The organism is Arthrobacter sp. efr-133-R2A-120 (assembly GCF_030209835.1).
GTDB lineage: Bacteria > Actinomycetota > Actinomycetes > Actinomycetales > Micrococcaceae > Arthrobacter.
Map to the genome: position 1 here is coordinate 97,222 of NZ_JARVRF010000028.1, position 22,677 is coordinate 119,898.

A 22,677-nucleotide genomic window follows, 5' to 3' on the forward strand; every position below is an offset into this window, starting at 1 on the left:
ATCGGCTGATAACATGTCAAGTGTGGCGAAGAAAACAGCGGGCACAGGCGCCCCGGAAACAGGCTCAAGCAGTCAGGCAACTGCCGAACGCATACCAGCGGCGCAGCGGCGCGAACTGATCCTGGAAGCTGCCACCGGCGTCTTTGCCGAGCGCGGATACGCCGGGTCCACCACGGACCGAGTGGCCAAGGCCGCAGGGATCAGCCAGCCGTATGTCGTGCGGATGTTCGGCACCAAGGAGACACTGTTCCTGGAGGCCCTGGACCGCGCCCAAGGCAAGTTACTGCGCGCGTTCCGCGACGTCATCGCGGCTTACGACGCGGGAGAACTCGCCGAAGAACTGCAGCACCTTGATCCGGCCGCCGGGAGCGGCCGGCCGGGACAGCTCAAGCAACTCATGGCCATCGCCTACGCGGATCTCGTGGCGGACCGCGGGATCCTCATGATGCTGATGCAGGCGTTCGTGGCAGGTCATGAGCCCGCCATCGGGGCGCGGGCCAGGGAAGGATTCCTGGATATTTACCGCCTGGTGCGGGACGAAGCCGGCCTATCCCCCGAAACCGTCCGGGACTTCCTTGCGCAGGGCATGCTCATGAACACCCTGATCGGCATCCGCCTGCCGGAGGTCTACGAACAGGACCCGACGGCCGAGGAGTTGCTTGAGTGCACCCTGCGGTCCAAGCTGCCCATGGTGCTCAAGGCAAGCAAGGCCCAGCGCCGGGCGGGTTAGCTGCTAGCCGGACTCGCTAGCCGGCTACGCCGTAGAGGCGGTCTCCGGCGTCGCCCAGGCCCGGAACGATGTAGGCCTTCTCGTTGAGCCTCTCGTCGATCGAGGCGAGAACGATCTTGACGTTGGCGTCTGAAAGCTCTTCTTCCAGCTTGGCCAGGCCTTCCGGGGCTGCAAGCAGGCAGATGCACGTGACGTCCGAAGCGCCGCGTTTGAAGAGGAACTTGATGGCTTCGCGCAGTGTGCCGCCGGTGGCGAGCATGGGGTCCAGGACGAAGATCTGGCGGCCGGTGAGGTCTTCGGGGAGGCGCTCGGCGTAGGTGATGATGTCCAGGGTCTCTTCATCGCGGGCCATGCCCAGGAAGCCCACTTCGGCGGTGGGGACCAGCTTGGTCATGCCCTCCAGCATGCCGAGGCCCGCGCGGAGGATGGGAACCACCAACGGCGTCGGCTTCGTGAAGGCGGTACCGATCGCCTTGGTGACGGGGGTTTCGATCTCTACCGCTTCGGTCCTGACCTCGCGGGTGGCCTCGTAGGCCAGCAGGGTGACGAGTTCTTCGGTGAGTTGCCGGAAGACCGGTGAAGGAGTGTTCTTATCCCGCAGAACGGTGAGCTTGTGAGCGACCAGCGGGTGGTCCACGACGAGTGTGCGCATGACTCCAAAACTATCATTGAGGCATGAGCACCAACGAGCCTTATCACGCAGAGCACGCGGCCTGGATGGGTCTGGCCCTGGACGAGGCCCGGCGGGCGCTGAATACGGACGATGTGCCGATCGGCGCTGTCGTTTTAGGGCCCGACGGCGGCGTGCTGGGTGCCGGGAGGAACGAACGGGAAGCGCACGGCGATCCAACGGCGCACGCCGAGATCGTCGCCATCCGCGAGGCGGCCGCCGCCCTGCAACGCCATGCCCTTGAGCTGGGCGAAGGCGGAGACGGCTGGAGGCTCGAGGACTGCACGCTCGTGGTGACGCTGGAGCCGTGTGCGATGTGCGCCGGAGCCATTGTGCTGGCCCGGATTCCGCGGGTGGTCTTCGGCGCCTGGGATGAGAAGGCCGGTGCCGCCGGATCGGTGTTCGATATCTTGCGTGAACGCAGACTCAATCACTGGGTGGAGGTCTACGCCGGCGTGCGCGAAGAGGAATGCTCGGCATTGCTCCGCGATTTCTTCGCAGCCCACCGGGAATAGCAGCTGCCGTCGGATCGCACGCGTCGGAGGCCCTTGAAATTGTCAGGTGTTTGGACGTCAGATGGTCTCAGGCAGCACATCTGAGGAGGACCTCATGACAGTCTCTTTCAACCACACCATCGTCTATTCGACGGACAAACGCCGTTCCGCGGAGTTCCTCGCCAAGGTGTTTGGACTCCCGAAGCCGCAGCCCATGTGGTCCTTCATGACCGTGTCCTTTGAACACGGAGTAGCGCTCGATTTCGCGACAGCCGACCGGCCAATTTCTCCCCAGCACTACGCCTTCCTGGTCAGCGAGGAAGATTTCGACGGGATTTTCTCCCGGATCCAGGCCGAGGAAATCCCCTACTGGGCGGACCCTGCGCGGTCCCGCCCCCAGCAGATCAACCACAACGACGGCGGACGCGGCGTCTACTTCGCGGATCCGGACGGGCATTTCCTCGAGGCAATTACTCGGCCATATGGATCGGGTGCCGCATGAGTTCCCCGGTGCGGGTCACGGCCATGGTGACCGGCCGCGTCCAGGGCGTCGGCTTCCGCTACTCGACAATGCACCAAGCCCGAATGCTCGGACTGACCGGGGAGGCGGCCAACCAGTTGGACGGCTCGGTGCAGGTCATCGCTGAGGGTGATCGCGAATCCGTCGATTCCCTGCTGGAATGGCTGCAATCCCGGGATGCTCCAGGCCGCGTGAAACACGTGGATGCCACCTTCACGCAAGCCACCGGCGAGTTCTCCGGATTCTGGGTGGACTGAAGCACTCCAACCTGAGACCGGCGTTCGCCTTATGAATTGGCACTGTCCAGGGCGTCGATGCGTTTCTGTCGCGATGCCGGCGAGTCCAGGCTGAACGAGCGGAAGTCCCCGAGGTCCTCGCGGATCCAGCTCTCCACCTCACTGATTCGCTGGGCGACGGCCGCGCTGGGCTTGTCGAACGTCCAGGCTGCGATCCGTTCCTTGCCCGGATCGTACTGCCACAGCCCGATGATCCGTCCCCGGTCCAGGATCGGATGGTCCGAGAGGTCCGCCTGCAGCGCGAGCGTGGTGTCCAGGATCTTCCGGCCCCGATCGCCTTCAGCCAGCATGTCCGCCGAGTTCCTGCGCAACAGCACCAAAGAATCCGTCCCGGCCAGAAGCTGGATCTGTTCCTCGTGCGGTGCCTTGAACGCGGAAAGGTGCTCGACGTCGTCGGGCAGCATCCAGAGCGGCTCGCCTGCCGCCGTCGTCACTTCGACGGCGCCGACGGCGACCAGCCCCGCCTTGCTCTGCGCGACTGTGAAGCCGGTAAGCCATTGGCTCTGCTTGAACGTCGCACCACCCGTCCAGCGCAGGTACCGTTCGATCAAGCGCGCGCGGGCGGCGTCGTCGTCGATGGTGCTGGGCGGTAGCGCCCACGACGTGTAGGCGTAGCGCTGCTGGTCGAGGCGGCCATTGACGGGCACGCGGCGGATGCGGCCGTCGGCTTGGAGGAGGCCCAACGCCGTGGGGAGGGTGGTGGACGCACCCTTCTTCTTGCCTTCTTCGCCGAGGCTGCGGACGGATTCGCCGAGCTCGTCCCTGAGTTGCTTGGGATCCATGGGGTCGCTGGATTCCATGAGGGTGTGCAGCACTTGCTCTTCGAGGAGGGTGATCTCACCACGCTCGACGCCGAGCCGGGCCAGGACCTTGAACGGCGCCACCGCGGCGTCCCGGCCGACTTGGAGGCCCCACGCGAAGTCGCTCCGGCCGAGGACGTACGTGCATCCGCGGGCGGTCGGAAGCTCGTGGATTCTCAGCTCGGCGACGTCGCGATCCACCTGTTCGCGCCTGATCCCGGCGCGGGCAAAGAGCGTCAGGTAGGGGTTGGCGCCGCCCACGGAGCGGGCCCAGCCGGCACGGTCCAGGACTTCCTCGGACGTCTTGCCCGCGAGCGAGCCGTCCAGGCCCTGCCTATGCCACGCCCAGGCGCGGAGGAGTTCCGGGGTGAGCGTTTGGGTGGAAAGCACGGCGGACGTCATGGCCCCATTCTGCACCGTTTGCCCGCCATGCGGGGCAGTCCCGCGCGAGCTATCGCTCGAAATCCAACGAGAAGCCCGCCCAGGCGTCGGGATGTTCCCGGAGGACGACGTCGACGCCGGCGAGCGCACCGCCGTCGTCGCTCCCGCGAACCTTAGCGGCAACCGCTACAGCGATGAAGCGGGCCAGCACTTCCGTCGTCGTGAGCTGCCCGGCGAAGTCGGGGTGCTCATCGAGGTTCTTGTAGTTGAGGCCGGCAAGGACGTCGTCCAGGATGGTTCCGGCTGCGCCGATGTCCAGGACGATCGCGTCGCCGTTCAGTTCGGCCCGGCGGAACGTCACCTCGGCAACGAAAGTGGCCCCGTGGAGTCCCTGCGCCGGGCCGAACGACTCCCGCGGAAGGCTGTGGGCGATCATGAAGTGCCGGCGGACAGTGAGGCTGAACATCGTTAGGCCTTCCTGTCTTTGGGGTAGGCAATGATGTGGCAAAGGTCGTCCAGTTCGCCGTTTTCCAGGCCGTCGAAGACGCCGGGGAGCTCCTCGAACTGCGACTCTCCCGTCAGGAAGGCGTCGAAGACAGGGTCCCGCAGGAGGGACACTGCCAGCTCCAGCCGCTCGCTTGAAGTGCGGCGGTGCCGGCGCGAACGTGCCACCACTCCCACCTGGCTGGCACGGATGGAGAGTCGCCGGGCGTGGAAGTCCTCCCCCAGCGGGAGGGAAACAGCCCGGTTCCCGTACCAGGACATCTCGATGATCTCGCCCTCGTCCCCCACTAACTGCAGGCTGCGGGCCAGTCCTTCATCCGTCGCCGAGCAGTGGAACACGATGTCGCAATCCTGCTGCGCGTCGTCCGGATGCACGAACTCCACGCCCAGGGATTCCACGAACCCGCGCTTTCCCGGATCCGTCTCCACCAGTTGCAAGCGTTCCAGAGGGAAGCTGCGCAGGAGCGCCGCGGTCATGCCGCCCACGAGTCCGGCGCCGACGACGGCGATCCTGTCACCGAGGCGGGGTCCGGCCTCCCACAGGGCATTGAGGGCGATCTCGGCGATGCCGGTCAGCACGGCCCGGCGTGCCGGTACACCGTCGGGGATTCGCGTAAGTGAGGTGAGTGGCACGACGTAGCGGTCCTGATGCGGGTGCAGGCAGAAGACGCTCTGGCCGATCCAGTCTTCGGGGCCGTCTTCAACGACGCCGACTGACAGATAACCGAACTTGACCGGCGCGGGAAAATCCCCGGTTTGATGGGGTGCCCGCATCTTCTTCGCAATCCGCGGAGGCACGTGCGCTTCATGGACCACGAGCTCTGTGCCCCTGCTGATTCCCGAGTACAAGGCACGGACCAGAACCTCACCCTGGGCCGGCGCCGGAAGGTCTTCGCTCCGGAGCTCACCTTGGCAGGGGCCCACGGTCCAGTAGGCCAGGGCCGTCTGTCGGTGCGTTTGTGCTCGCTGGGGTGCCGGCTGCTGCGGGAGAGTCATGGTGCTTGCGAATCTAGCCCTGCGGCTGCGATTGCGGAAGGGACGGCACTTAGGAGGGCTGTGCTTGGGAAGGCCGGGCCGTCGTCCGCGGCCGGCCAGGCGGGGCCGTTTTGGGGAACAGGCCTCCACTCCGGTACCCTATTTCAGTTGGTGACGTGTCCGAGCGGCCGAAGGTGCAACACTCGAAATGTTGTTTGGTGTAAAAGCCAACGTGGGTTCAAATCCCACCGTCACCGCCACGGGGGTTTTACGAATTGCCCCCGATAGTGATTACGAATTCCCCCGGAGCGCTGTTTTCCGGGGGAATTCGCCTTTTTAGGGCGGTTGATTGGGTCGGCCGTCTTGGCATCTGGTCGACCCGGGCGTGTAACGTTCTACGGATTCCGGGGACTGCCGCTGTTGCCGTGTGGTTACTGGCACACCAACGACCCCGACACCTTGGGTGCCGGGGTCGTTGCTTGGATGGGTGTTGTTAGTCGTTCATTCGCTCGTCGAGGGTTTTTGTCCGGCGTTCCCTGTTCTTCTTCGGTTCGGGGCCGAAATCCCAGGCTTCGCCTCCCCAGGGGTTTTGCTTTCGCCTCTTGAAGGACCAGTCCCGCACGATGCGGAAGTTCAGCGATGCGAGCGACAGCGCGAGGAGGAACGCGGTCCGGGGCCTGGTGAAGGTTTTGACGTAGCCTCGCCGCCAGCTGAGCTTGTTGGTTCGCACGTCGGCGTTGAATGATTCAACGGCGTTGCGGGCCGCGTATTGCTTGACCCAGGATGTGGTCCCGTACAGTGGCCATTGCGACTCGCGGGCGTGGTCGTCGGGGACGAGAGTGAAAGTTCCGGAACAGCCGCAGGGCTCTCCGGGGGTGCAGTCCGTTTCGGGGTTTTCGTATCCGAGCCTCATGGATTGGGCGTTGTTGGGGCAGCGAAGCTTGCCGGCGGTTGCGGGTCCTTTGTAGCGTTGGTGTCCGTTTTCCGGGTTGCGCGCACCGTGGGGGTGGTAGGCGTAGTGGCTGCGCTCGTCGTAGAGTTTGGCCCGGCGCTCCTTTTCGGCGGCGTTGATGTTTGGTGCCGCTGACGAGTCCAGCTCGTATAGCCGCTTGGGGATGGCCATCGTGAAGAGCCCTCCGTCAATGTAGATGGTCCCGGGGCGGGTGCTTGACATGGTTGTCCTTTGGTTGATGGTCAGGTCGCAGACCTGACGGAGGTTTCTACTCCAGAGGGGCAGCTGCCAATTGGTGGCTTTGAGGATGGAATAGCCGCGGTCGGCGTAGACGGTGGTGAGTCGGTAGGCTGCGCCAGCGATTTTTTTGACGATGTCCAGGCTGGTCAGGCCGGCTTCGGCCCGGCTCGAGCTTGCGGGGACAAGGACGAATGATCTGATGACGCGTGGGGCGTCGAGGGTTCCTTTCGGGTTGGCGTCAACACCGAAGTGGGCCTCGTATCCGAAGAACATCTCCTTCGGATGGTTCTCGGTGGCGGTCTTCTTTCCTAGGTGGGCGTCCGGGTCGACGGAGCTCCATTCCTGGGATTCTTCCTTTCCTGCTTTGGTGGCGGGCTTCTTCTCGGGTTTCATCCTTTCCTGTTCAGGTTGCCCTCTGATCTTCCAGTGGCGTACGGCGTAGGCCTCCACACCTGTGCCGTCGATCGCGATCCCTATGGGGGATGGCACGCTGTCGTGGATTGCTTCGGCAATCATTGAGTTCAGAAGGACGTCAAAGCGGGAGACGTTGCCGCGGGTTGCTTTTTCGCTCAGGATCTCTCCCGTTGCCGGGTCGACCCACGGTTCCCCGTCGACTGTGAATCTGGCCAATAGTTTTTCGAGGGAGTCGTGGGTTTGCCAGAGGTTCTTGTTTGACACCTCCCCGCCGATGATGCCGAGTTCTTTCTTCTGTTCAATGTCGAGCAGTTCGAGATCCTGGGCGATCGCTGTCCAGTGCAGGCATTGGGGTTGGCGAAGCATGTGGTGGTAGAGGCCGCCTACGATGAGGGCTTGGAAGGGGATCTTCCGTTTGGGGCCCGTCCGGGATGCTTCGTAGTCGATTACCTGTTCGGGCAACTCAATCCGGGCGCCCCACTCGCGGGCGGCCCGTAGTGCTTGTTTTTGTGTTACCGGTGGCGGGTTTTTCATGTTCCGGACGTTGATGGGTTCAGTCATGAAAAGTCGCCGCCTCTGCAAACCAGTCCTGCACGTTTCTGAAGTCGATGTACGGCACAAGGTCAATGAGGGACTTCGTGCCCTGAAGACCGGACATGTACATGACTTCAGCCAAATTGCAGCCGCTGCGAAGCATCCTCACCATCCACGTTGTCCGCAATCTGGTGGTCGACGGACGCCAAACCCTCGGGTACTTGATCAAGCCCAGGACCCTGTCAAGGCGTTCGGCTGGAGCGGTGCCGGTCAGCGGGGCTATGAACGGCTCACCAGGGTGCTGTTCACCGATATCAAGAAGAAGATCCACGTAGCGCTGATGCATCGGCACTTTGCGCGCCCTTTCCCCGGGAATTTCCATCATGAAAACTTCCCCGTGCAGAACAAGCTGTTCAAGACCGACCGTCATATACTCCTGGGCAATCAGCCCCGCACCCAGACCTAGACAAAGCTGCGCCGTCGCTACCCGGCGCCTGAACTTCGTAGACAGTTGCCCGGCCATCTGGAGGTACAGTTCGACTTCCTGGGAGGAGTACGGCGGTTGAAGCTGACGCATTTCAAAGCTCACCCCGGGAGGCGGCCACGGTGCCCGGCGCGTGACCTCACGCCCCACCCTGACGAGGGAAGCTCGATGGGAGGCCCGTGAACTGGGGACCAAATGAGTTGTGGCGGTCTGGACGTACTGCTGCACCCTGGACGGGGTGAAGATGATCTCGACGTCGAGCAACAGGCCGCGCTCGTACGTCCAGTAGACGTAGTAGGCGATCGCGTGGATGTAGTTCTTCATCGTTTCAGGGCTCAAGTAGCCAAGGCGTCCGGCGACTTCCCGCACGAACGGTCCGATGGCCGACCATGCTTCCGCAGGGATGCGGCCTGGTTTTGGTTCATAGCTCGCGATCAGCTCGGCTGTGCGTTCGGGGCTCAAGAGGGCCTCCCGCAGACGTGCAGGAGGCTAGCAGGGCGGTGGCACCGCCGGCGGCTGACGGATCCGTTCGCGTTGGGCCCGGCGGCGAGCTCGACGGACAGAACGAAGATGACTGTTGTAAAAGGGCGCACTGAATCCACGCGTTGCGTACCCGACACAAAGTGGGTACCATCGTAAACGTCCGAGCAAAAGACATTTACGTAAAGACCCCCCGATGCCGCGTTGGCGCGCGACTTCGCTTTGGGGGTTTTTTGCGTTTCCAGTGCCGCCTTGTGGCGGCTGGTCATGAGTTCAAGCAGTCCTTTCAGATGATGATCTTTGGCTACACGGCAGTTGACAGGGCGTCAAATGCGTGTAATGCTATACGTGGGGTTTTGTGTAGCCACGTCGACTAGACTAACATAGACGACATGGCCGTTTTCCTATGCCTAGAGGCTTCATGAGCCACCCAAGGTATATTCCCCGCAGCTACGCGGCGCATCCGCATGAGTTCGGCAAAGTCGAACACCTCCGCTGGCCAGCGCCGGAACTCGACACTGACCGAGACCTCGCCAGCGCCGCCCATCTCCAGCACTACTTCTCGCACCGGATCCTTAACCGTTTGAGCGAACTTGGGCTGTCGCTGCGGGAGTACGCTTCCATGACCGGACAAAACTACGACCGAGTCATCAAGGTCTACCGCGGCAACACCGTCCTGAAGATAGAGGAAGTCTTCCGCGCCGAGCGTCTGCTCGGTGACGTCATTGACCCTGACGGCACCCCGTTTCATCAGTTCGCCCAATTCGATTAGAGGATGCCCAATCGCTTCGGCGCTACGTTTCACACAGGCTGGCAACCCGGTTCCCGCTAACTTCTAACTCACTCCTAAGGCCCCGCGAGCTCTACGGCCCTTTGCAACAACCGAGCGGCGAAAGCTTTGTTCGGCTATGTGACCCTTGACCGTGAACGCCTCGAGCGACTCCCGGAATTGGAATTGACCGGCCCCGTAAAATCACGGACCCAGCGGAATGGGCTGATCCGCCGCGGTTGTGCCCAGAGTTCGACACAGTTGACTATGGCATCGAACTTCTCATGGCCGACGGGCGGGTGTTTTCCTCGACCTGGGACCCGCCGGGTGACATTGTGGGAATTGGGCTGCGTGCCGTCCCGCTCCTGGGACCGGAGTTGCGGCCGACGCCGATGTTGCAATCTGGGACGTCGGCGGACAATGACGCTGGCGCGACAGATGCGCCCACGAAATCATGGGCGTGGAGCTCAACTACAGTCGATGGGGCACCGGCTCGGGTTTCTGGTGCCCGGGGGTCAACATCCACTTCAAAAACTCGTCGGTTGAGTTGATGCTTGGTGAGTCCGGGCCTGAATGTGTCCTGGTTCCATCAGCCGACAACCTCATTGTCCGGTAGGAGTGACCGCCAGCCCGGGTTCGTCTCCGCCATAGCGAATCCCTTTCGCCAAGGGTGCTTCGGTTCCTACCCCAGGATCGCTGAGTTCCCGTTGGTTTGAGCATCCGGTCAATGCCAAGATGCAACCAATCAACGATCGGAGATGAATTGGTGAGGGTCCGGCCGACGGCAACCGTCAGCGAATGGCTTCTCTCGGTGGCGGAAATGCTTCCCCTTCAGCATCGGGCTGGTGCCCCATACACCCTGGGTGAAGCGGTTACCGAACTCGGCGAGTATGCTCAAGCGGTCGATGCTTCGGAGTGGAATTCGAACCCCGCAAAGTAGAACCGCGATTCCTTACGAACTGAGATTCAGGCACAGTCTGAAGCCCGGCAGCCAGCAGAAGCGCCGATGCGAGGGCATCTCCCGTCTTGAACCCGGGCAACACGGCGAGTTCACGCCGTCCGGCGGAAGCGGCCTCAGGTACGGTCAGCGTCGGGTTATTCGCCGCCGCCACGGCCTTTGCCGTCACCGCCCGGACGTCATGTTCTGGCTTGGTCATCAAGTCTCGGACCCAGGTTGTGTCCGCTCGGAGGCGCTTCCAGAACAGCAGAGCCCCGATATCTGCCTTGCCGATGGCTCCGGTCCGCGACTTCGGCGAGCACCTCGTCATACACAGGCGATGTGCCTGACTGGTAGGCGGCATGGGCGGCGCGAAGTTTTTCCCAGGCCTCCGGGTTGAGGACTTGGAATGAGCGTGCCGGCATGTTCATGTTCCGAGGATGCCACAAGCCGGCTGTCTGCCTGTCGGCCCCGGGGCAGTGTCGCGTTGTGCGACCGAGAATACCATGAAGGAAAGGCGCAACGCCGCCCGCTGCTCAGGATCACATGATGGCACCTCGCAACGACATCGAAGACGACAACCGGGGCAACCACGCCCACGCTGCGGGCGCGCCCCGCCTCGGTCACCGCATCCGGGAAATCCGCCAACAACTCGACAACCGGCACCACGTTTTGACCCGCTACCGGGTCACCCATGCTGTTCCGCGTTCCACCAACCGGGCGGGCGCTAGGAAAGTACGGACACCGCCTGATCCGGGACCTGTACGCGCTTCCGAACAAGACGCCCTCGGTTCGACTCCCCCGGGACTTTTTCACGGACGAAAGCGTCACCGCGAAGCTGCCCTGGAAAACTTCGACCTGAACATGGCCTTCTTCGCGCAGATTCCGGCAGAATCCTTTGAAGACGCCCTGACCGAACTGTTGTCTAAAAACAAATCGCGGCCGCTCGTCAGAGAGGGCGACTGCGAGGCCACCCAAGCGACCCCACTTGGCGCGGAGCCTTTCCTCGTCCTTCGTCTTGCGGCGCTCATATTCGCGTCGGGCGGACGACCCGGCTACTCCGGACTCAGCGGCCAACGAATCATTAGAAGGTGGTTCCAGGTCTGGGGACATGGTTTCCGTAGCGTCGGTGGCACAATCCAAACAGAGGACGGTCTTCGTTTCGCTCTCATAAATAGCTTCTGTCCCGGCCGGAAGAGAGACATCGCACGCCCTGCACACTCCGGCGTACCGGAGCCTCATCTGCTTCATAAAGATGACCTTTGGAACAGGGGCACGGACCCAGTCTGCTTGTAGACCGCGGCGGTTAGGCCGCGGATGTGCTTTGCCATGGCTCAATCCTCACCCAGGGCAGAACCTTTTTCGGGGGTGCCGCGCATAGCGGTACCCAAAGACCTCGCGAACTGCATCACGGAGGATCGGCTATCGGGCGGCCGTGCCGAGAATGCGCGCCACGATGCGGCCCGGCGATTCCGATGCGTTGATGCGCTCTTGTTCCACGAACGATAGCGGCTGCCAGCCGTGGTACCAGGCCCGCATCTCGTCCTCGGTGAAGTCTGTCGCTTGTGGCCGCATAGCGTGCCTGCGGACGGTTTCGTCGAACGTTAGGTCGTAGGCGTAGAACCTCGCGTCGTCGCTTTGCGCGGCGATGCGTTCGAGCATCGCTGAATACCGCTCCGCGTTGAATATCCCTTCGAGGATGACGTGATGCCCGGCGCTGATGCAGTGAGCTGCCGCGACTTCGAGAAGGTCCGCGTGGGCGAGGCTCTCCTGTTCCCGCTCCCGATACACGATTCGCCGGAAATGATCCTGACTAAGGATCGCAGTCGGCCAGCCCAGCTCTCGCTGTAGCGCGGCCGCGACGGTGCTCTTACCGGAACCGGAGTTTCCACGCAGGACGACGAGCATGTTCGACCTTAACAGAGGACATGTCCCACGGGGACCGGCCATCTGGCGCCCCGTGAAGGACACTTCCTGGCGCTAGAGTTCGGTCCATGATCGTTTGGCTCAATGGCACCCATGGAGTGGGAAAGACGACGACGAGCGCGCTCGTGCAGCAATTGCTGCCCGACGCGCGCGTCCTCGACGCTGAGAAGGTCGGTGAGGTGCTCATGGACATCAAGCCGGGGCTTCCTGCAACGGACAACTTCCAGCACTGGGAACCGTGGCGGGGGCTCGTTGTCGAAACGGCCCGGCGCGTGCTCGAGTACACCGGAGGCACACTCGTGATGCCGATGACTGTCCTGGTCGAGCGCTACTGGCGGGAGATCAGCGATGGCCTTACCGAGCACGGCATACCGATCCACCATTTCGTGCTCCACGCCAGCCCGGCCACGCTCCGCGACCGCATACAGAACGATAAAGACCTCGGCCCCTCGACGTTCCGCTTCGCGTACTTGGAGCCATACGCCGAGGCAGCCCGTACGTGGCTGCACGATGAAGCCGAGGTCATCGACACGACACACATCACACCGGAGCAAGCCGCACACCAGATTGCGGATTCGGTGCTTGGCCGCTGAGAGAGACCCAGACTGATCAACTGACGCACACCATCAAGGTCGCCTGGGGCGCCTCTACGAGCAGCTCCCGCGCGCTCTCCGCCCAGGGTTTGATCTAAGGGATGATTGTAGAACCCAACGAGGGCATCCCGACGGTTTCGCCGTGCTGCCCACCAGGCAGGGCGGTTCACCTCCGATTCAAACGATGACGCTACGGTTTGCCCGTGAAGCGCTTTTTTGGGCACCCCATGACCTTGTGGCCGTCTATGCGGAACCGCCTGCACGTCTACGCACTGCCATCCCCCGGCCTCCGATCGGCGCTGGAAGAACGTCAGCGCGTCCTGGAGGCGTTCGACTACTGCTCCATCCAGCCAGCCGCGTACCTGCATGCCACGGTGCAGCAGTTCGCGGTTACCTCCGAGGAGGTCAGCCCCGAAGAAATGGCCGCCTTCATGGTCAGGCTCAAGAGCGTCACCGCCGAAACCAAGCCGTTCAGCGTCGAGCTGGGCGAACCGGAGGCGGATGATTACTCGCTCGGGGTCAGAGGGACGAATACGCCATCATGGGCGAAACTGACCGCGGCGGTCCGCGACGCGGCCGCCGATACCATCAACAAGAGCCACCCCCTGCCCGGAGCCCCCTTCAACCCTCATCTCACCCTGGGCTACGCCCTGGCCGAAGGCAGTACCGAACTTATTCAACAAGCGTCCGACCGTCTGAGGGCGCCCGCCCTGCCTGCCCTGACCATCAACGAGGTGCACTTCATAGCTGTCCACCAGGACGTCAACCGAGGCACCTTCACTTGGGACACCACATCCCGCTTCCCTTTCAGCGCACCGCCGGCCAAATAATCGCTGTGAAATGCCCGGAGTTCACTAGGGCAAGTTGGGAAGCGTTCCATCGAAAACTTCAAGGCCGTCAATTCTGATCTCGCGCCGTGGAACCTCATCATCGGTGATCGTTGGACGTTTATCGATTGGGACGCTGCCGTACCGAGCACACGACTGTGGGATCTGGCCTACGCCGCCCAGGCATTCACGCTCTCGGACACGAACCGGGCGCCGGAGGAAGCCGCGCAGAATTTGACGGCCTTCATTGGTGGGTACGAAGCGGATCGACGTATGCTCGGACAACTTCCAGAAGCGATGTCTGAGCGCGCCGCGGCGATGTATCACCTTCTAAAGTCTTCTCATGACGCGGGGCATGAACCGTGGGGCTCGATGTATGACGATGGCCATGGGGACCACTGGCGGGCCGCAACCGAATACGCACAGCGTCATCAGGATCTTTGGTCGAAAGCGCTTCTCATATCCCCACACTGAGGGATCCCCATGCGGGCTGCCGGGCGACAAATAGCGCTGCGAAAAGACCGCCATTTATCGCGGCGAGTCACATCGCCGCGTTTCCGCGGCCGTTTGATTCCCGTAGGATCCGCCCGCAAATGCCCGGTGATGGGGGCTAAACGGTACATTCAACACCATCACCGTCAGGACTCCGGTGATCGCCGCGGTGGCGCCAGGGTTCGTTGAACCCCACCTTCGCCGTCCCTCGCGATCGGTGTTACGAGGCAGATACCTCTGGCCCACGGAGCGGCTTCGTCCCAAAATATGCAGTCAGAAGGAGGATGAGGGCAGAGCAGGCGAGGATGCCGTCGATGATTCCCGCAGGGAGCATAAAGACCATGAGAACGATGGTGACGACGCAGTTGAGGACAGCGAGCACGAGGCCCCACATCCTGTTGCGGAGAACGCCTACGGCACCGACGATGCGGACGATCCCGAACAAGCCGCTCAGCACCATCATCTGGGCGAGGTGTTCCTGGAAGTAGGTAACGTTGAACGAGAAGTACTGCCCGACCGCGCCCAAATCCACTCCGAGCGCGAAAAGAGGGATCAAGGCGAGGAACACTCCAAGCTCCATGATGGCACCGTGTCCGAGCATCAAGATGGCAGCAGCACGGTATCGACCGATCAAGTTCCCCATGCTCAGAGCCTACCTGCGCTGTGCGTCGAATCAGTAAACGTCACCGTCGGTTGGTCAGAACAGCCCAGGGCGCGGAGTATCCGGAACATCGCTGCAGTAGTTGACTCGGTGGTATGCCCAAGTCCTAATGAAGTTCGGCGCCGAATATCTTTTCCGAAGCGACTGAATATCTGGCACGGACTGCTGGAGCCCATTCACGCGACGGGGACGGTTGTATCAGCGTGTAGCTGGGCCGGTTCCACTGAGGCAACTCTCCCGTGAGTGCCCATGCCGCTTGCTTAGCTGCCCCCAATGCTGCGTATTCCCGCGGCTCCGGCCATCCTACGGTTCTACCGGTGAGGTCTGAGACCGCCTGACGAAGTGATTTGGATTTTGAGCCGCCTCCGATGAGGGTCACGGTGTCAACTACCAAACCGGCGCCAGTGAGGTCCTCAACTGCGTCTGCTATCGCGCATGCCAGGCCCAGAATCCCTGCCCGCGCCAGGTTTTCCGGGGTCATGGACCGGCGGGTCATACCGGTCAGCGCGCCTTGTGATTCGGGCAGCAGCGGTTTCCTCTCGCCGTCCAGATACGGAACGAAGGATATTCCGCCCGCATCCGGTGGAGCTGCGGAGGACAGGACGTCCATCTCACCGAGGCTTAGCCGGAGCATGGCCGCCATCGCAGTCAGGGTTCTGGCGCCGTTGAGTGTGGCGACCAGCGGCAATTGTCCGCCGGAGGCGTTGGCCATGTCGGCGACGTGGCATGAAGGGTCGTTGACGTGGCTGTCCTCCACCATGGACACGGTCATGCTGGTGCCGATGGAGACGACGGCTTCCCCGCGTTTCGCCCCGAGCCCAAGGATCGCGGCAGCGTTGTCACCGCACCCTGCGCCCACCACCACCCCGCGCGAGGTGATGCCCGCCCGGTCTGCCGGACCAAGCACGTTCGGGACTTTGAGGTCCCGGCCCAGGGCCAGCTGGATGAGGTCGTTGCGGTACTCTGCGTCAGATGAGGACCAGTAGCCGGTTCCGGACGCGTCGGAGCGGTCCGTCATCGGTTCGCCCTGTTGTCCGAGCAAGCCCCACGTGAGCCAGTCGTGAGGGATCATCACGCGTCGGATCCTGTTTGCGGCCTCTGGTTCGTGATGCGAAAGCCAGCGCAGTTTGGATACGGGGTGTGCCGCGGTCGGAACCATTCCCAGTTCGCGGAGCCAGCGGTCCTGACCGTATTCGTGGCGCAGATCCAACGCCGATTGCGTTGCCCGGTGGTCGTTCCAAAGGATGGCATCGTGGACGGGTTGGTCGTCGGCGCCGAGGACGATGGTGGAATGCTGTTGAGCGCTGACGGCGACGGCGGCGATGCCCTGAAGTCTGGTCGCACCGACTCCCTCGAAGGCATCCCGCCAGCGCCGCGGATCGACAGCCGTACCGTCGGGGTGCGGCAGTGCCGTCGAGCGAAGGACCTCCCCCGTGGCAGCATCGACGGTGATGTGTTTACAGCTTTGCGTTGACGAATCGACGCCAGCGACGAGGACGGGCCGCGCCATTCCTAGCCTCCGAGGAGTCTTTCAGCGGTGGCGCTGTCTGTCACCAGGCCCTGGATAAGCCCGGAGGCCAGGAGCGCACGGATTGCCCGGGTCTTCGATGGACCGCCGGCGGCGGCGATGACGGCGGGGATTGCCCTCCATCCTTCTTCCGAGATCGCGATGCAGCGGTCATCGATGTCATGGATGACTTCGCCTGAGTCCGCTATCAGCGTGGCACCAAATTCTGCAACCACTCCCCGCTCCAGCAGTTTCGTCCGGTCCTCTTCGCTCAGTGCACGGTTCTTCATCATTTGGGAGTTCTCCGGCTGCCAGGAGCCGACGGCTCCGACGGCCACGGTGACGCGGGGAAATTGATCAAAGGTTTGGGCCGTGTCGGGCTGCCGGCGCACCCCGAGGGCGGCTTGGGCGTCGCTGATGACCAGGGGCGAATAGATGGTCCAGGGCCGGACTCCAGCGAGGCTGCTGACGCGCCGCATGATTTCCAGCCCCGTTTCCTGGATGGGTCCGGCCACGCCGGCAAGCTGGACCACCCCGCATTTGGGCAACGTTGTCAGTGAGCGGGCCATCGCGCTGAGCGTCCGGCCGGACGTCAGCCCGAGAACGTCGTCGTCGGTCAGGATTTCACTGAGCAGGTCCCCGACGGTGGAGCCCAGGCGGGCCTGCAGGACCTGCTCATCGTCAGAGGGAACGTCAACGACCACGGAGTGGTCGAGTTTAAAGCGCTCCGCCAGCTGCACCGACAGATCAAGCCTCACACCGGAGGGGCTTTGAATGTCGATCCGGACGATTCCGGTGCTGACGGCCTCATCCAGCAGACGTGCGACTTTGAAACGGCTGAGGCCGGTTTCGTTGGCGATCTCGATTCGGGTCTTGTTCTTCAGGTAGTGCTGCGTAGCGATATGCGCGATCTGCACCTGCCTGCCTGGCCCTGGCGCCTGTGCCATGCACACCTCCGCAGTAGTAACTCTCGTCTCCCGCACGAGTATACAACCACGCTCAGATGAGCGCCAGTCCCATTCAATGTCCATTTTGCTCATATGAGCAGAGGGTATTAAATAATGCGCACAGCCAGCGTATAGTCATTTCTCGCCACCGTTTGGTGGCCGCTGAGACGGCAATGCAAAGGAGCTCGATACAGGTGTCGACCGTCCGCTCAGACGACAGCAACCAAGTCGTCCCCATGCTCGAGTGTTCGGGCATCACCATGTCATTCGGAGGCATCCCGGTCCTCCGCGGAATCACGTTCTCCTTGGAACCAGGTACCGTCACCGCCCTCGCCGGAGAAAACGGTGCAGGCAAGTCCACGCTGATGAAAATCGCCTCCGGCCAGTACCGCCCCATCGACGGCACGGTGCAGGTCAGGGGCCAGGACCTGGTCAGCGGCAACACGCAGGCCGCCTACGAACTCGGCGTCGCCATCGTGCCCCAGGAACTCGCATCGATCCCGGAAATGATGGTCTACGAAAACCTCTTCATCGGACGGGAGGTCAAGACCCGGCTGGGAACCTTGGACCGCGCAGCCATGGTCAAGGCCGCCAAGGGCTACCTCCAGGAATTCGGTCTGGGCACAGATCCCAAGACCCGGATGCGCGAATTGCCGGTGGGTATCCGGCAAATCATCGAAATCATCAAGGCAACCCACCGCGGAGCCCGGGTCCTCCTGCTGGACGAACCCACCAGCGCCATCGCCGAGCGCGAAGTCGCACGGCTGGCAACGATTGTCCGCTCGCTCCGGGACCAGGGCGTAGCCATCCTCTTCACGACCCACAAGATGGAAGAAATCCGTGCCATGGCCGACCGGGTGGTGGTCCTGCGCGACGGCACCCTGGTCAGCGACACCCCGTTGGCGGATATTTCCGACGACGGGATCGTCACCGCCATGATCGGACGCGAGCTCGACCAGCTCTTCCCCGAACGCCCGGACGCAGGCAACGACATTGTCCTTGAAGTCAAAGACCTGGTCATCGCCGCCGGCGCCACACCCATCAACGTCACCGTCCGGAAGGGAGAAATCCTCGGCCTCGCAGGGCTCGTCGGTGCCGGGCGCACCGAACTCATCGAGTGCATCTACGGTATCCGCAAACCCCACTCGGGCACCGTGACACTCTCCGGCTCGGTGCTCAAGGCAGGATCCCCGCGGGACTCCATCGCCCGGAACCTGGCCATTGTCCCCGAAGACCGCAAAGGCGCCGGCGCCATCCTCTCCATGAGCATCCTGGACAACGCCACCCTGCCAAGGATCGCCGCGTTCTCCCGGTTCGGCGTCCTCAGCCGCAGGAAACAGCGCTCAGCGATTTCCGAGGTCATGAAATCCATGCGCCTGAAAAGCAGCGGCCTGGACCAGCACCTGGAAAACCTCTCCGGCGGAAACCAGCAGAAGGTCGTTTTCGGCCGCTGGCTCACCGGACAAGTCGACGCGCTGCTGCTCGACGAGCCTACCCGCGGGGTCGACGTCGGCGCCCGCAGCGAAATCTACCGCATCATCACCGAGCTGTCCGCCGCCGGCATGGCCGTCATCATGGCATCCAGCGACATGCCGGAAATCCTCAGCCTCTCCCATCGCGCCCTCATCATGCGCGAAACCGGCGTCGTCGGCGAACTCGACCGCGAACAACTCGACTCCCCTGATGTCCAAGACACCATTTTCCGACTCGCCTCCGGACTCCGGGCCGAACCTCTGAAAGACAACACCCCATGAACACCACAGCCACCGCCCCCGCGGCCCTGCAGCGCAGCAACTGGAAAGAACTCGCAGGGAACTTCCTCGTCCGCCACATCATGGTCGTCGTGATGCTGCTCATCGTCGCGTTCTTCGCGTACCGCAGCGCACGCTTCGCAACCCCCGACAACCTCACCAACATCCTCATCGCAGCAGCACCGTTCGCCCTTATTGCATTGGGGCAGACCCTTGTCATCCTGACCGGAGGCATTGATCTCTCCGTCGGCAGCGTCATGGCCGTCAGTGCCATGGCCGCCGCCTGGACCGCGAAGAACGCAGGGGACAACCTGCTGCTGCCCCTGGTGGCCGCCGTGGTCGCCGGCATCCTCGCCGGCAGCATCAACGGGTTCATCGTCAGCCAGCTCGGAGTCCCACCCTTCATCACGACCCTCGGGATGCTCACCCTGGCCTCCGGCTTCGCCTACGTCATCGGCGATGGAGCACCCATCAACGGCCTGCCCGCCAGCTTCGGCCTCTTTGCCAACACCCAGGTCCTGGGCCTGACGCTCCCGGTCGTCCTGATGATCGTCGCCATCCTTGGCCTTGCCTTCGTCATGAAACGCACGAACTACGGCCTCCGCGTCTACGCGATTGGCGGCAACAGGCTCGCCGCCGAAATCGCCGGTGTCCGCTCGCGCCGCATCCTCTTCAGCGTCTACGCGATCAGCGGACTGCTCGCCGGACTCTCCGGACTGATGCTCGCCTCCCGCGTCATCACCGGTGCCCCCAACCTCGGACAAGGCTACGAACTCGACGCCATCGCTGCCGTGGTCATCGGAGGCGCCAGCCTCATGGGCGGCAGGGGCACCGTTTGGGGCACCGCGATCGGCCTCCTCCTGATCCAGACCATCAACAACGGCCTGGACCTCCTCCTGGTCCCCGCCTACTGGCAGAGCGTCATCAAGGGCGTCATCATCGTCGCCGCCGTCGGCGTCGACGTCTGGGCCGCCCGCCGCGGCCGCCGCTGACCATCACATCCTGACCACCACATCCCAAACAACCATCCGCACTCCCCCAACCCATATGTGAAGGAAGATAATGAAGAAGGCATCCTCAACGACGAAGAAGCTGCTCACAGGCACGGCGATTGCCGCCGTCGCCGCCCTTGGCCTGACCGCCTGCGGCGCGGGTGACCCAAGCGCCGGCAACGACAACATCACCATCGGAGTGACGGTGTATGACATGTCCTCGTTCATCACCCAAGGCAAGGAAGGCATGGAGGCCTACGCCAAGGCCAACCACATCAACCTGCAGTGGAACTCGGCAGGTGGAGACGTCGCAACGCAGGCCAACCAGATGCAGCAGTACGTCAACAGCAAGGTCAACGCGATCATCATCGTCCCCGTGCAGGCCGACTCACTCCAACCCCAGGTCGCCGCGGCGAAGGCTGCCGGCATCCCCGTCCTCGACGTCAACACCGCCCTGTCCGGGGCGGACCTGACCGCCAGCGTCCAGCCCGACGACGTCGCCGCTGGAGAGCAGGAGGCGACAATGATGGTCAACAAGCTCGGAGGCAAGGGCAACGTCGTCGTGCTTGAGGGCCCGCTCGGTTCCTCACCGCAGATCGGCCGCGGCAAGGGCATCCAGAACGTGCTCGACAAGAACCCCGGGATCAAGGTCCTGGCCAAGGACACCGCCAACTGGAAGCGCGACCAGGCCGTCAACAAGATGAGCAACTGGGTCTCCGCGTTCAAGGGCGACATCAACGGCGTCATCTCGCAGAACGACGACATGGCCCTTGGTGCCATCCAGGCCCTCCGCGAAGCAGGGGTAAAGGGCACGCCGGTCGTCGGCATCGACGGCATCGAGGACGGTCTGAAGGCCGTGCAGTCCGGCGACATGATCGGCACCTCCCTGCAGCACGGCACAGTGGAGCTTGCCGCCGGCCTCGCGGTCGCCGCGAAAATCGTGCGCGGCGAGAGCGTCAACAAGAAGCCCGTCTACACGATGCCTGCCATCACCGCAGCCAACGTCAACGACGCCTTCAAGAACGTCGTGACGGACAAGGAGACCTTCCTGAAGAACCTTCCCGCGCTCATCGACGACAACATCAAGACCGGCCACATCGCCTACGAAGGCCTTCCGGGCCAGCAGAAGTAGCCGGCCACCGGCTGCCCGGGCCAGGCCCGGGCAGCCTGTCCGCCCCACCCACCACGTATTCCCGACCGGAGCACCACAATGACCGTCTTGTTCAATGACCCCGCCGAGTTCGCTGAAGACCAGTTCAGCGGATTCCTCGACCTCTACTCCGACCGCCTCCGCGGCGTGCCGGGCGGCGCCGTCGCCCACCGATCCGAAACCCCGCAGGTCGCGGTTGTCGTCGGAGGCGGTTCCGGGCACTACCCGGCCTTCTGCGGAATCGTTGGTCCCGGATTCGCCACCGGTGCCGTCGTCGGAAACATCTTCACCTCGCCCAGCGCCGCGCAGGTCTACTCGGTGGCGAAAGCCGCCGACCAGGGTAAAGGCGTCATCCTCACTTTCGGCAACTACGCCGGCGACAACATGAACTTCGGCATCGCCGCCGAACGCCTCCGTAAGGAAGGCATCGACACCCGAATCGTCGTCGTCACCGACGACATCGCCTCATCCCCTATCGAATCCGAACGCCGGGGCATCGCAGGCGACTTCACCGTCTTCAAAGCCCTCGGGGCAGCAGCCGCCGCGGGCCTGGATCTGGACGAAGTCGAACGCGTCGGACGGGCAGCCAACGCCGCCACCCGCAGCTTCGGCGTCGCCTTCTCCGGCTGCACCATGCCCGGCGCCGACGCACCGCTCTTCAGCGTTCCGGAGAACCACATGGGCGTCGGTCTCGGCATCCACGGCGAGCCGGGTATCCGTGACGAAGTCCTTGGATCCGCTGACGAGCTGGCCAAGCTCCTTGTCGGCGACCTGCTCAACCAGGCCCCTGCCAGGGCTTCGTCCCGTGTAGCCGTGATCCTGAATGGATTGGGCACCACGAAGTACGAAGAACTGTTCCTGGTGTGGAATTCTGTCGCTCCGTTGCTCCGCGAGGCGGGCCTGGAAATCGTCGAACCCGAAGTCGGGGAGCTCGTGACCAGCCTCGACATGGGCGGCATCTCGCTCACCCTCATGTGGCTGGACAAGGAACTCGAATGGCTGTGGAGCGCCGAAACCTATACCCCGGCCTACCGGAAACAGAAATCCCCGCTGCAGGGGCTGCGACCCGCCATCCGACACATTGACGAGGCAGAGGAGCTCGACTCCATTCCGGTCCCGAGCCCAGCCGCCCTCCCGGTAGCGACGCTGGTCCTGGACGGTTTGCGCGTGTTGGCCTCGACGATGCACGTCAACGAGACCGAACTTGGACGCATCGACGCGGTAGCCGGCGACGGCGACCACGGCCGCGGCATGGTAAAGGGCGCCGACGCGGCACTCGCCGCCGCAGAGCGGACCGCCAAAGCCACCACCGCGGGCCCTTCCTACATCCTCCGCAAGGCCGGGCAAGCATGGGCGGCCGCGGCAGGGGGCACCTCCGGGGTGTTGTGGGGAGCCGGGCTGGAAAGCGCGGCAGCGGCCATCGACGATCAAGGCACCAGCTTCGACCGGGGCGTGATCGCAACGGCCGTCCATGCCTTCTCGACCGCCATCACCGACCTTGGCCGGGCCAAACCAGGTGACAAGACGATCGTCGATGCCATGTTGCCGTTCGTCGACGGTCTGGAGCTCGCCCTGATGAGCGGCAAGGACCCCGCCGCCGCGTGGGCTTCCGCAGCTGCCACAGCATCGGCAGCTGCAGCTGCCACAGCAT

At 63.2% G+C, this 22,677-nt stretch carries 21 protein-coding genes and 1 tRNA gene; 12 read left to right on the forward strand and 10 right to left on the reverse strand.

Annotated elements, in window-relative coordinates; translation table 11 throughout:
* The first annotated feature begins 22 nt into the window (after positions 1–22).
* Positions 23–730, forward strand: coding sequence for a TetR/AcrR family transcriptional regulator (locus tag QRN52_RS14305; RefSeq protein ID WP_284753502.1), 708 nt, complete (start codon positions 23–25; stop codon positions 728–730).
* A 16-nt stretch (positions 731–746) separates the two neighbouring features.
* On the opposite strand, the gene upp is transcribed toward QRN52_RS14305, so the two are convergent.
* A complete protein-coding gene (gene upp / locus QRN52_RS14310; protein WP_236815028.1) occupies positions 747–1,382 on the reverse strand; it encodes a uracil phosphoribosyltransferase in 636 nt (211 codons plus the stop codon).
* Between the two features lie 23 nt (positions 1,383–1,405).
* On the opposite strand from upp, the gene tadA reads away from it, so the two are divergent.
* The 3 genes from tadA (at position 1,406) to QRN52_RS14325 (ending at position 2,671) form a co-directional block, all read left to right on the forward strand.
* Positions 1,406–1,915, forward strand: a complete 510-nt coding sequence (tadA, locus tag QRN52_RS14315; protein ID WP_284753505.1) for a tRNA adenosine(34) deaminase TadA — start codon at positions 1,406–1,408, stop codon at positions 1,913–1,915.
* 94 nt (positions 1,916–2,009) lie between these two features.
* Positions 2,010–2,396 carry a VOC family protein gene (locus QRN52_RS14320; protein WP_284753507.1) on the forward strand — a complete coding sequence of 129 codons (387 nt, stop codon included), beginning with the start codon at positions 2,010–2,012 and terminating at the stop codon, positions 2,394–2,396.
* The gene (locus tag QRN52_RS14325) at positions 2,393–2,671 is read left to right on the forward strand and encodes an acylphosphatase (protein WP_284753509.1); all 279 of its coding nucleotides are present in this window, start codon (positions 2,393–2,395) and stop codon (positions 2,669–2,671) included. The genes QRN52_RS14320 and QRN52_RS14325 overlap by 4 nt, the downstream gene beginning before the upstream one ends.
* A gap of 29 nt (positions 2,672–2,700) precedes the next feature.
* Here the strand turns inward: QRN52_RS14325 and QRN52_RS14330 are convergent, their stop codons facing one another.
* From QRN52_RS14330 to QRN52_RS14340, 3 genes are read right to left on the reverse strand one after another with little or no spacing between them, the layout of a single operon-like run.
* Complete coding sequence (locus QRN52_RS14330; protein WP_284753511.1) at positions 2,701–3,912, reverse strand: DNA glycosylase AlkZ-like family protein; 1,212 nt, start codon at positions 3,910–3,912, stop codon at positions 2,701–2,703.
* A 49-nt stretch (positions 3,913–3,961) separates the two neighbouring features.
* The gene (locus QRN52_RS14335) at positions 3,962–4,357 is read right to left on the reverse strand and encodes a 6-pyruvoyl trahydropterin synthase family protein (protein ID WP_284753513.1); all 396 of its coding nucleotides are present in this window, start codon (positions 4,355–4,357) and stop codon (positions 3,962–3,964) included.
* A 2-nt stretch (positions 4,358–4,359) separates the two neighbouring features.
* Complete coding sequence (locus tag QRN52_RS14340; RefSeq protein WP_284753514.1) at positions 4,360–5,391, reverse strand: dehydrogenase; 1,032 nt, start codon at positions 5,389–5,391, stop codon at positions 4,360–4,362.
* 149 nt (positions 5,392–5,540) lie between these two features.
* On the opposite strand from QRN52_RS14340, the gene QRN52_RS14345 reads away from it, so the two are divergent.
* Positions 5,541–5,630: transfer RNA gene (locus QRN52_RS14345), tRNA-Ser, on the forward strand.
* A 233-nt stretch (positions 5,631–5,863) separates the two neighbouring features.
* On the opposite strand, the gene QRN52_RS14350 is transcribed toward QRN52_RS14345, so the two are convergent.
* Positions 5,864–7,537 carry a hypothetical protein gene (locus QRN52_RS14350; RefSeq protein WP_284753515.1) on the reverse strand — a complete coding sequence of 558 codons (1,674 nt, stop codon included), beginning with the start codon at positions 7,535–7,537 and terminating at the stop codon, positions 5,864–5,866.
* The gene (locus QRN52_RS14355; protein ID WP_284753516.1) at positions 7,530–8,456 is read right to left on the reverse strand and encodes a site-specific integrase; all 927 of its coding nucleotides are present in this window, start codon (positions 8,454–8,456) and stop codon (positions 7,530–7,532) included. The genes QRN52_RS14350 and QRN52_RS14355 overlap by 8 nt, the downstream gene beginning before the upstream one ends.
* A 439-nt stretch (positions 8,457–8,895) precedes the next feature.
* Here QRN52_RS14355 and QRN52_RS14360 point away from each other — a divergent pair, with 439 nt between their 5' ends.
* Positions 8,896–9,246: a hypothetical protein gene (locus QRN52_RS14360; RefSeq protein WP_284753517.1), complete on the forward strand. Its 351-nt coding sequence runs from the start codon at positions 8,896–8,898 to the stop codon at positions 9,244–9,246.
* Between the two features lie 2,356 nt (positions 9,247–11,602).
* On the opposite strand, the gene QRN52_RS14365 is transcribed toward QRN52_RS14360, so the two are convergent.
* Positions 11,603–12,088, reverse strand: coding sequence for an AAA family ATPase (locus tag QRN52_RS14365; protein ID WP_284753518.1), 486 nt, complete (start codon positions 12,086–12,088; stop codon positions 11,603–11,605).
* 86 nt (positions 12,089–12,174) lie between these two features.
* On the opposite strand from QRN52_RS14365, the gene QRN52_RS14370 reads away from it, so the two are divergent.
* Both QRN52_RS14370 and QRN52_RS14375 read left to right on the forward strand, forming a co-directional pair.
* On the forward strand, positions 12,175–12,699 hold the full coding sequence (locus QRN52_RS14370) for a P-loop nucleotide/nucleoside kinase family protein (protein WP_284753519.1): 525 nt from the start codon (positions 12,175–12,177) through the stop codon (positions 12,697–12,699).
* Between the two features lie 203 nt (positions 12,700–12,902).
* Positions 12,903–13,529: a 2'-5' RNA ligase family protein gene (locus QRN52_RS14375; RefSeq protein WP_284753520.1), complete on the forward strand. Its 627-nt coding sequence runs from the start codon at positions 12,903–12,905 to the stop codon at positions 13,527–13,529.
* Between the two features lie 709 nt (positions 13,530–14,238).
* On the opposite strand, the gene QRN52_RS14380 is transcribed toward QRN52_RS14375, so the two are convergent.
* From QRN52_RS14380 to QRN52_RS14390, 3 genes are all read right to left on the reverse strand, one after another.
* Entirely contained in the window at positions 14,239–14,661 is a 423-nt protein-coding gene (locus tag QRN52_RS14380) for a hypothetical protein (RefSeq protein WP_284753522.1), read from the reverse strand.
* Between the two features lie 124 nt (positions 14,662–14,785).
* Positions 14,786–16,189: a xylulokinase gene (locus QRN52_RS14385; protein ID WP_284753523.1), complete on the reverse strand. Its 1,404-nt coding sequence runs from the start codon at positions 16,187–16,189 to the stop codon at positions 14,786–14,788.
* A gap of 2 nt (positions 16,190–16,191) precedes the next feature.
* The gene (locus tag QRN52_RS14390; protein ID WP_284753524.1) at positions 16,192–17,133 is read right to left on the reverse strand and encodes a sugar-binding transcriptional regulator; all 942 of its coding nucleotides are present in this window, start codon (positions 17,131–17,133) and stop codon (positions 16,192–16,194) included.
* Positions 17,134–17,327: 194 nt separating this feature from the next.
* Here QRN52_RS14390 and QRN52_RS14395 point away from each other — a divergent pair, with 194 nt between their 5' ends.
* From QRN52_RS14395 to QRN52_RS14410, 4 genes are all read left to right on the forward strand, one after another.
* Positions 17,328–18,887, forward strand: coding sequence for a sugar ABC transporter ATP-binding protein (locus tag QRN52_RS14395; RefSeq protein WP_284753525.1), 1,560 nt, complete (start codon positions 17,328–17,330; stop codon positions 18,885–18,887).
* Positions 18,884–19,876 (forward strand): ABC transporter permease, encoded by a 993-nt coding sequence (locus QRN52_RS14400; protein ID WP_284753526.1) that lies wholly within the window; start codon positions 18,884–18,886, stop codon positions 19,874–19,876. The genes QRN52_RS14395 and QRN52_RS14400 overlap by 4 nt, the downstream gene beginning before the upstream one ends.
* A 70-nt stretch (positions 19,877–19,946) precedes the next feature.
* On the forward strand, positions 19,947–21,008 hold the full coding sequence (locus QRN52_RS14405) for a substrate-binding domain-containing protein (RefSeq protein WP_284753528.1): 1,062 nt from the start codon (positions 19,947–19,949) through the stop codon (positions 21,006–21,008).
* A gap of 78 nt (positions 21,009–21,086) precedes the next feature.
* Positions 21,087–22,677, forward strand: a 1,591-nt coding sequence (locus QRN52_RS14410) for a dihydroxyacetone kinase family protein (RefSeq protein WP_284753530.1), incomplete at its 3' end; no start/stop codon positions are given.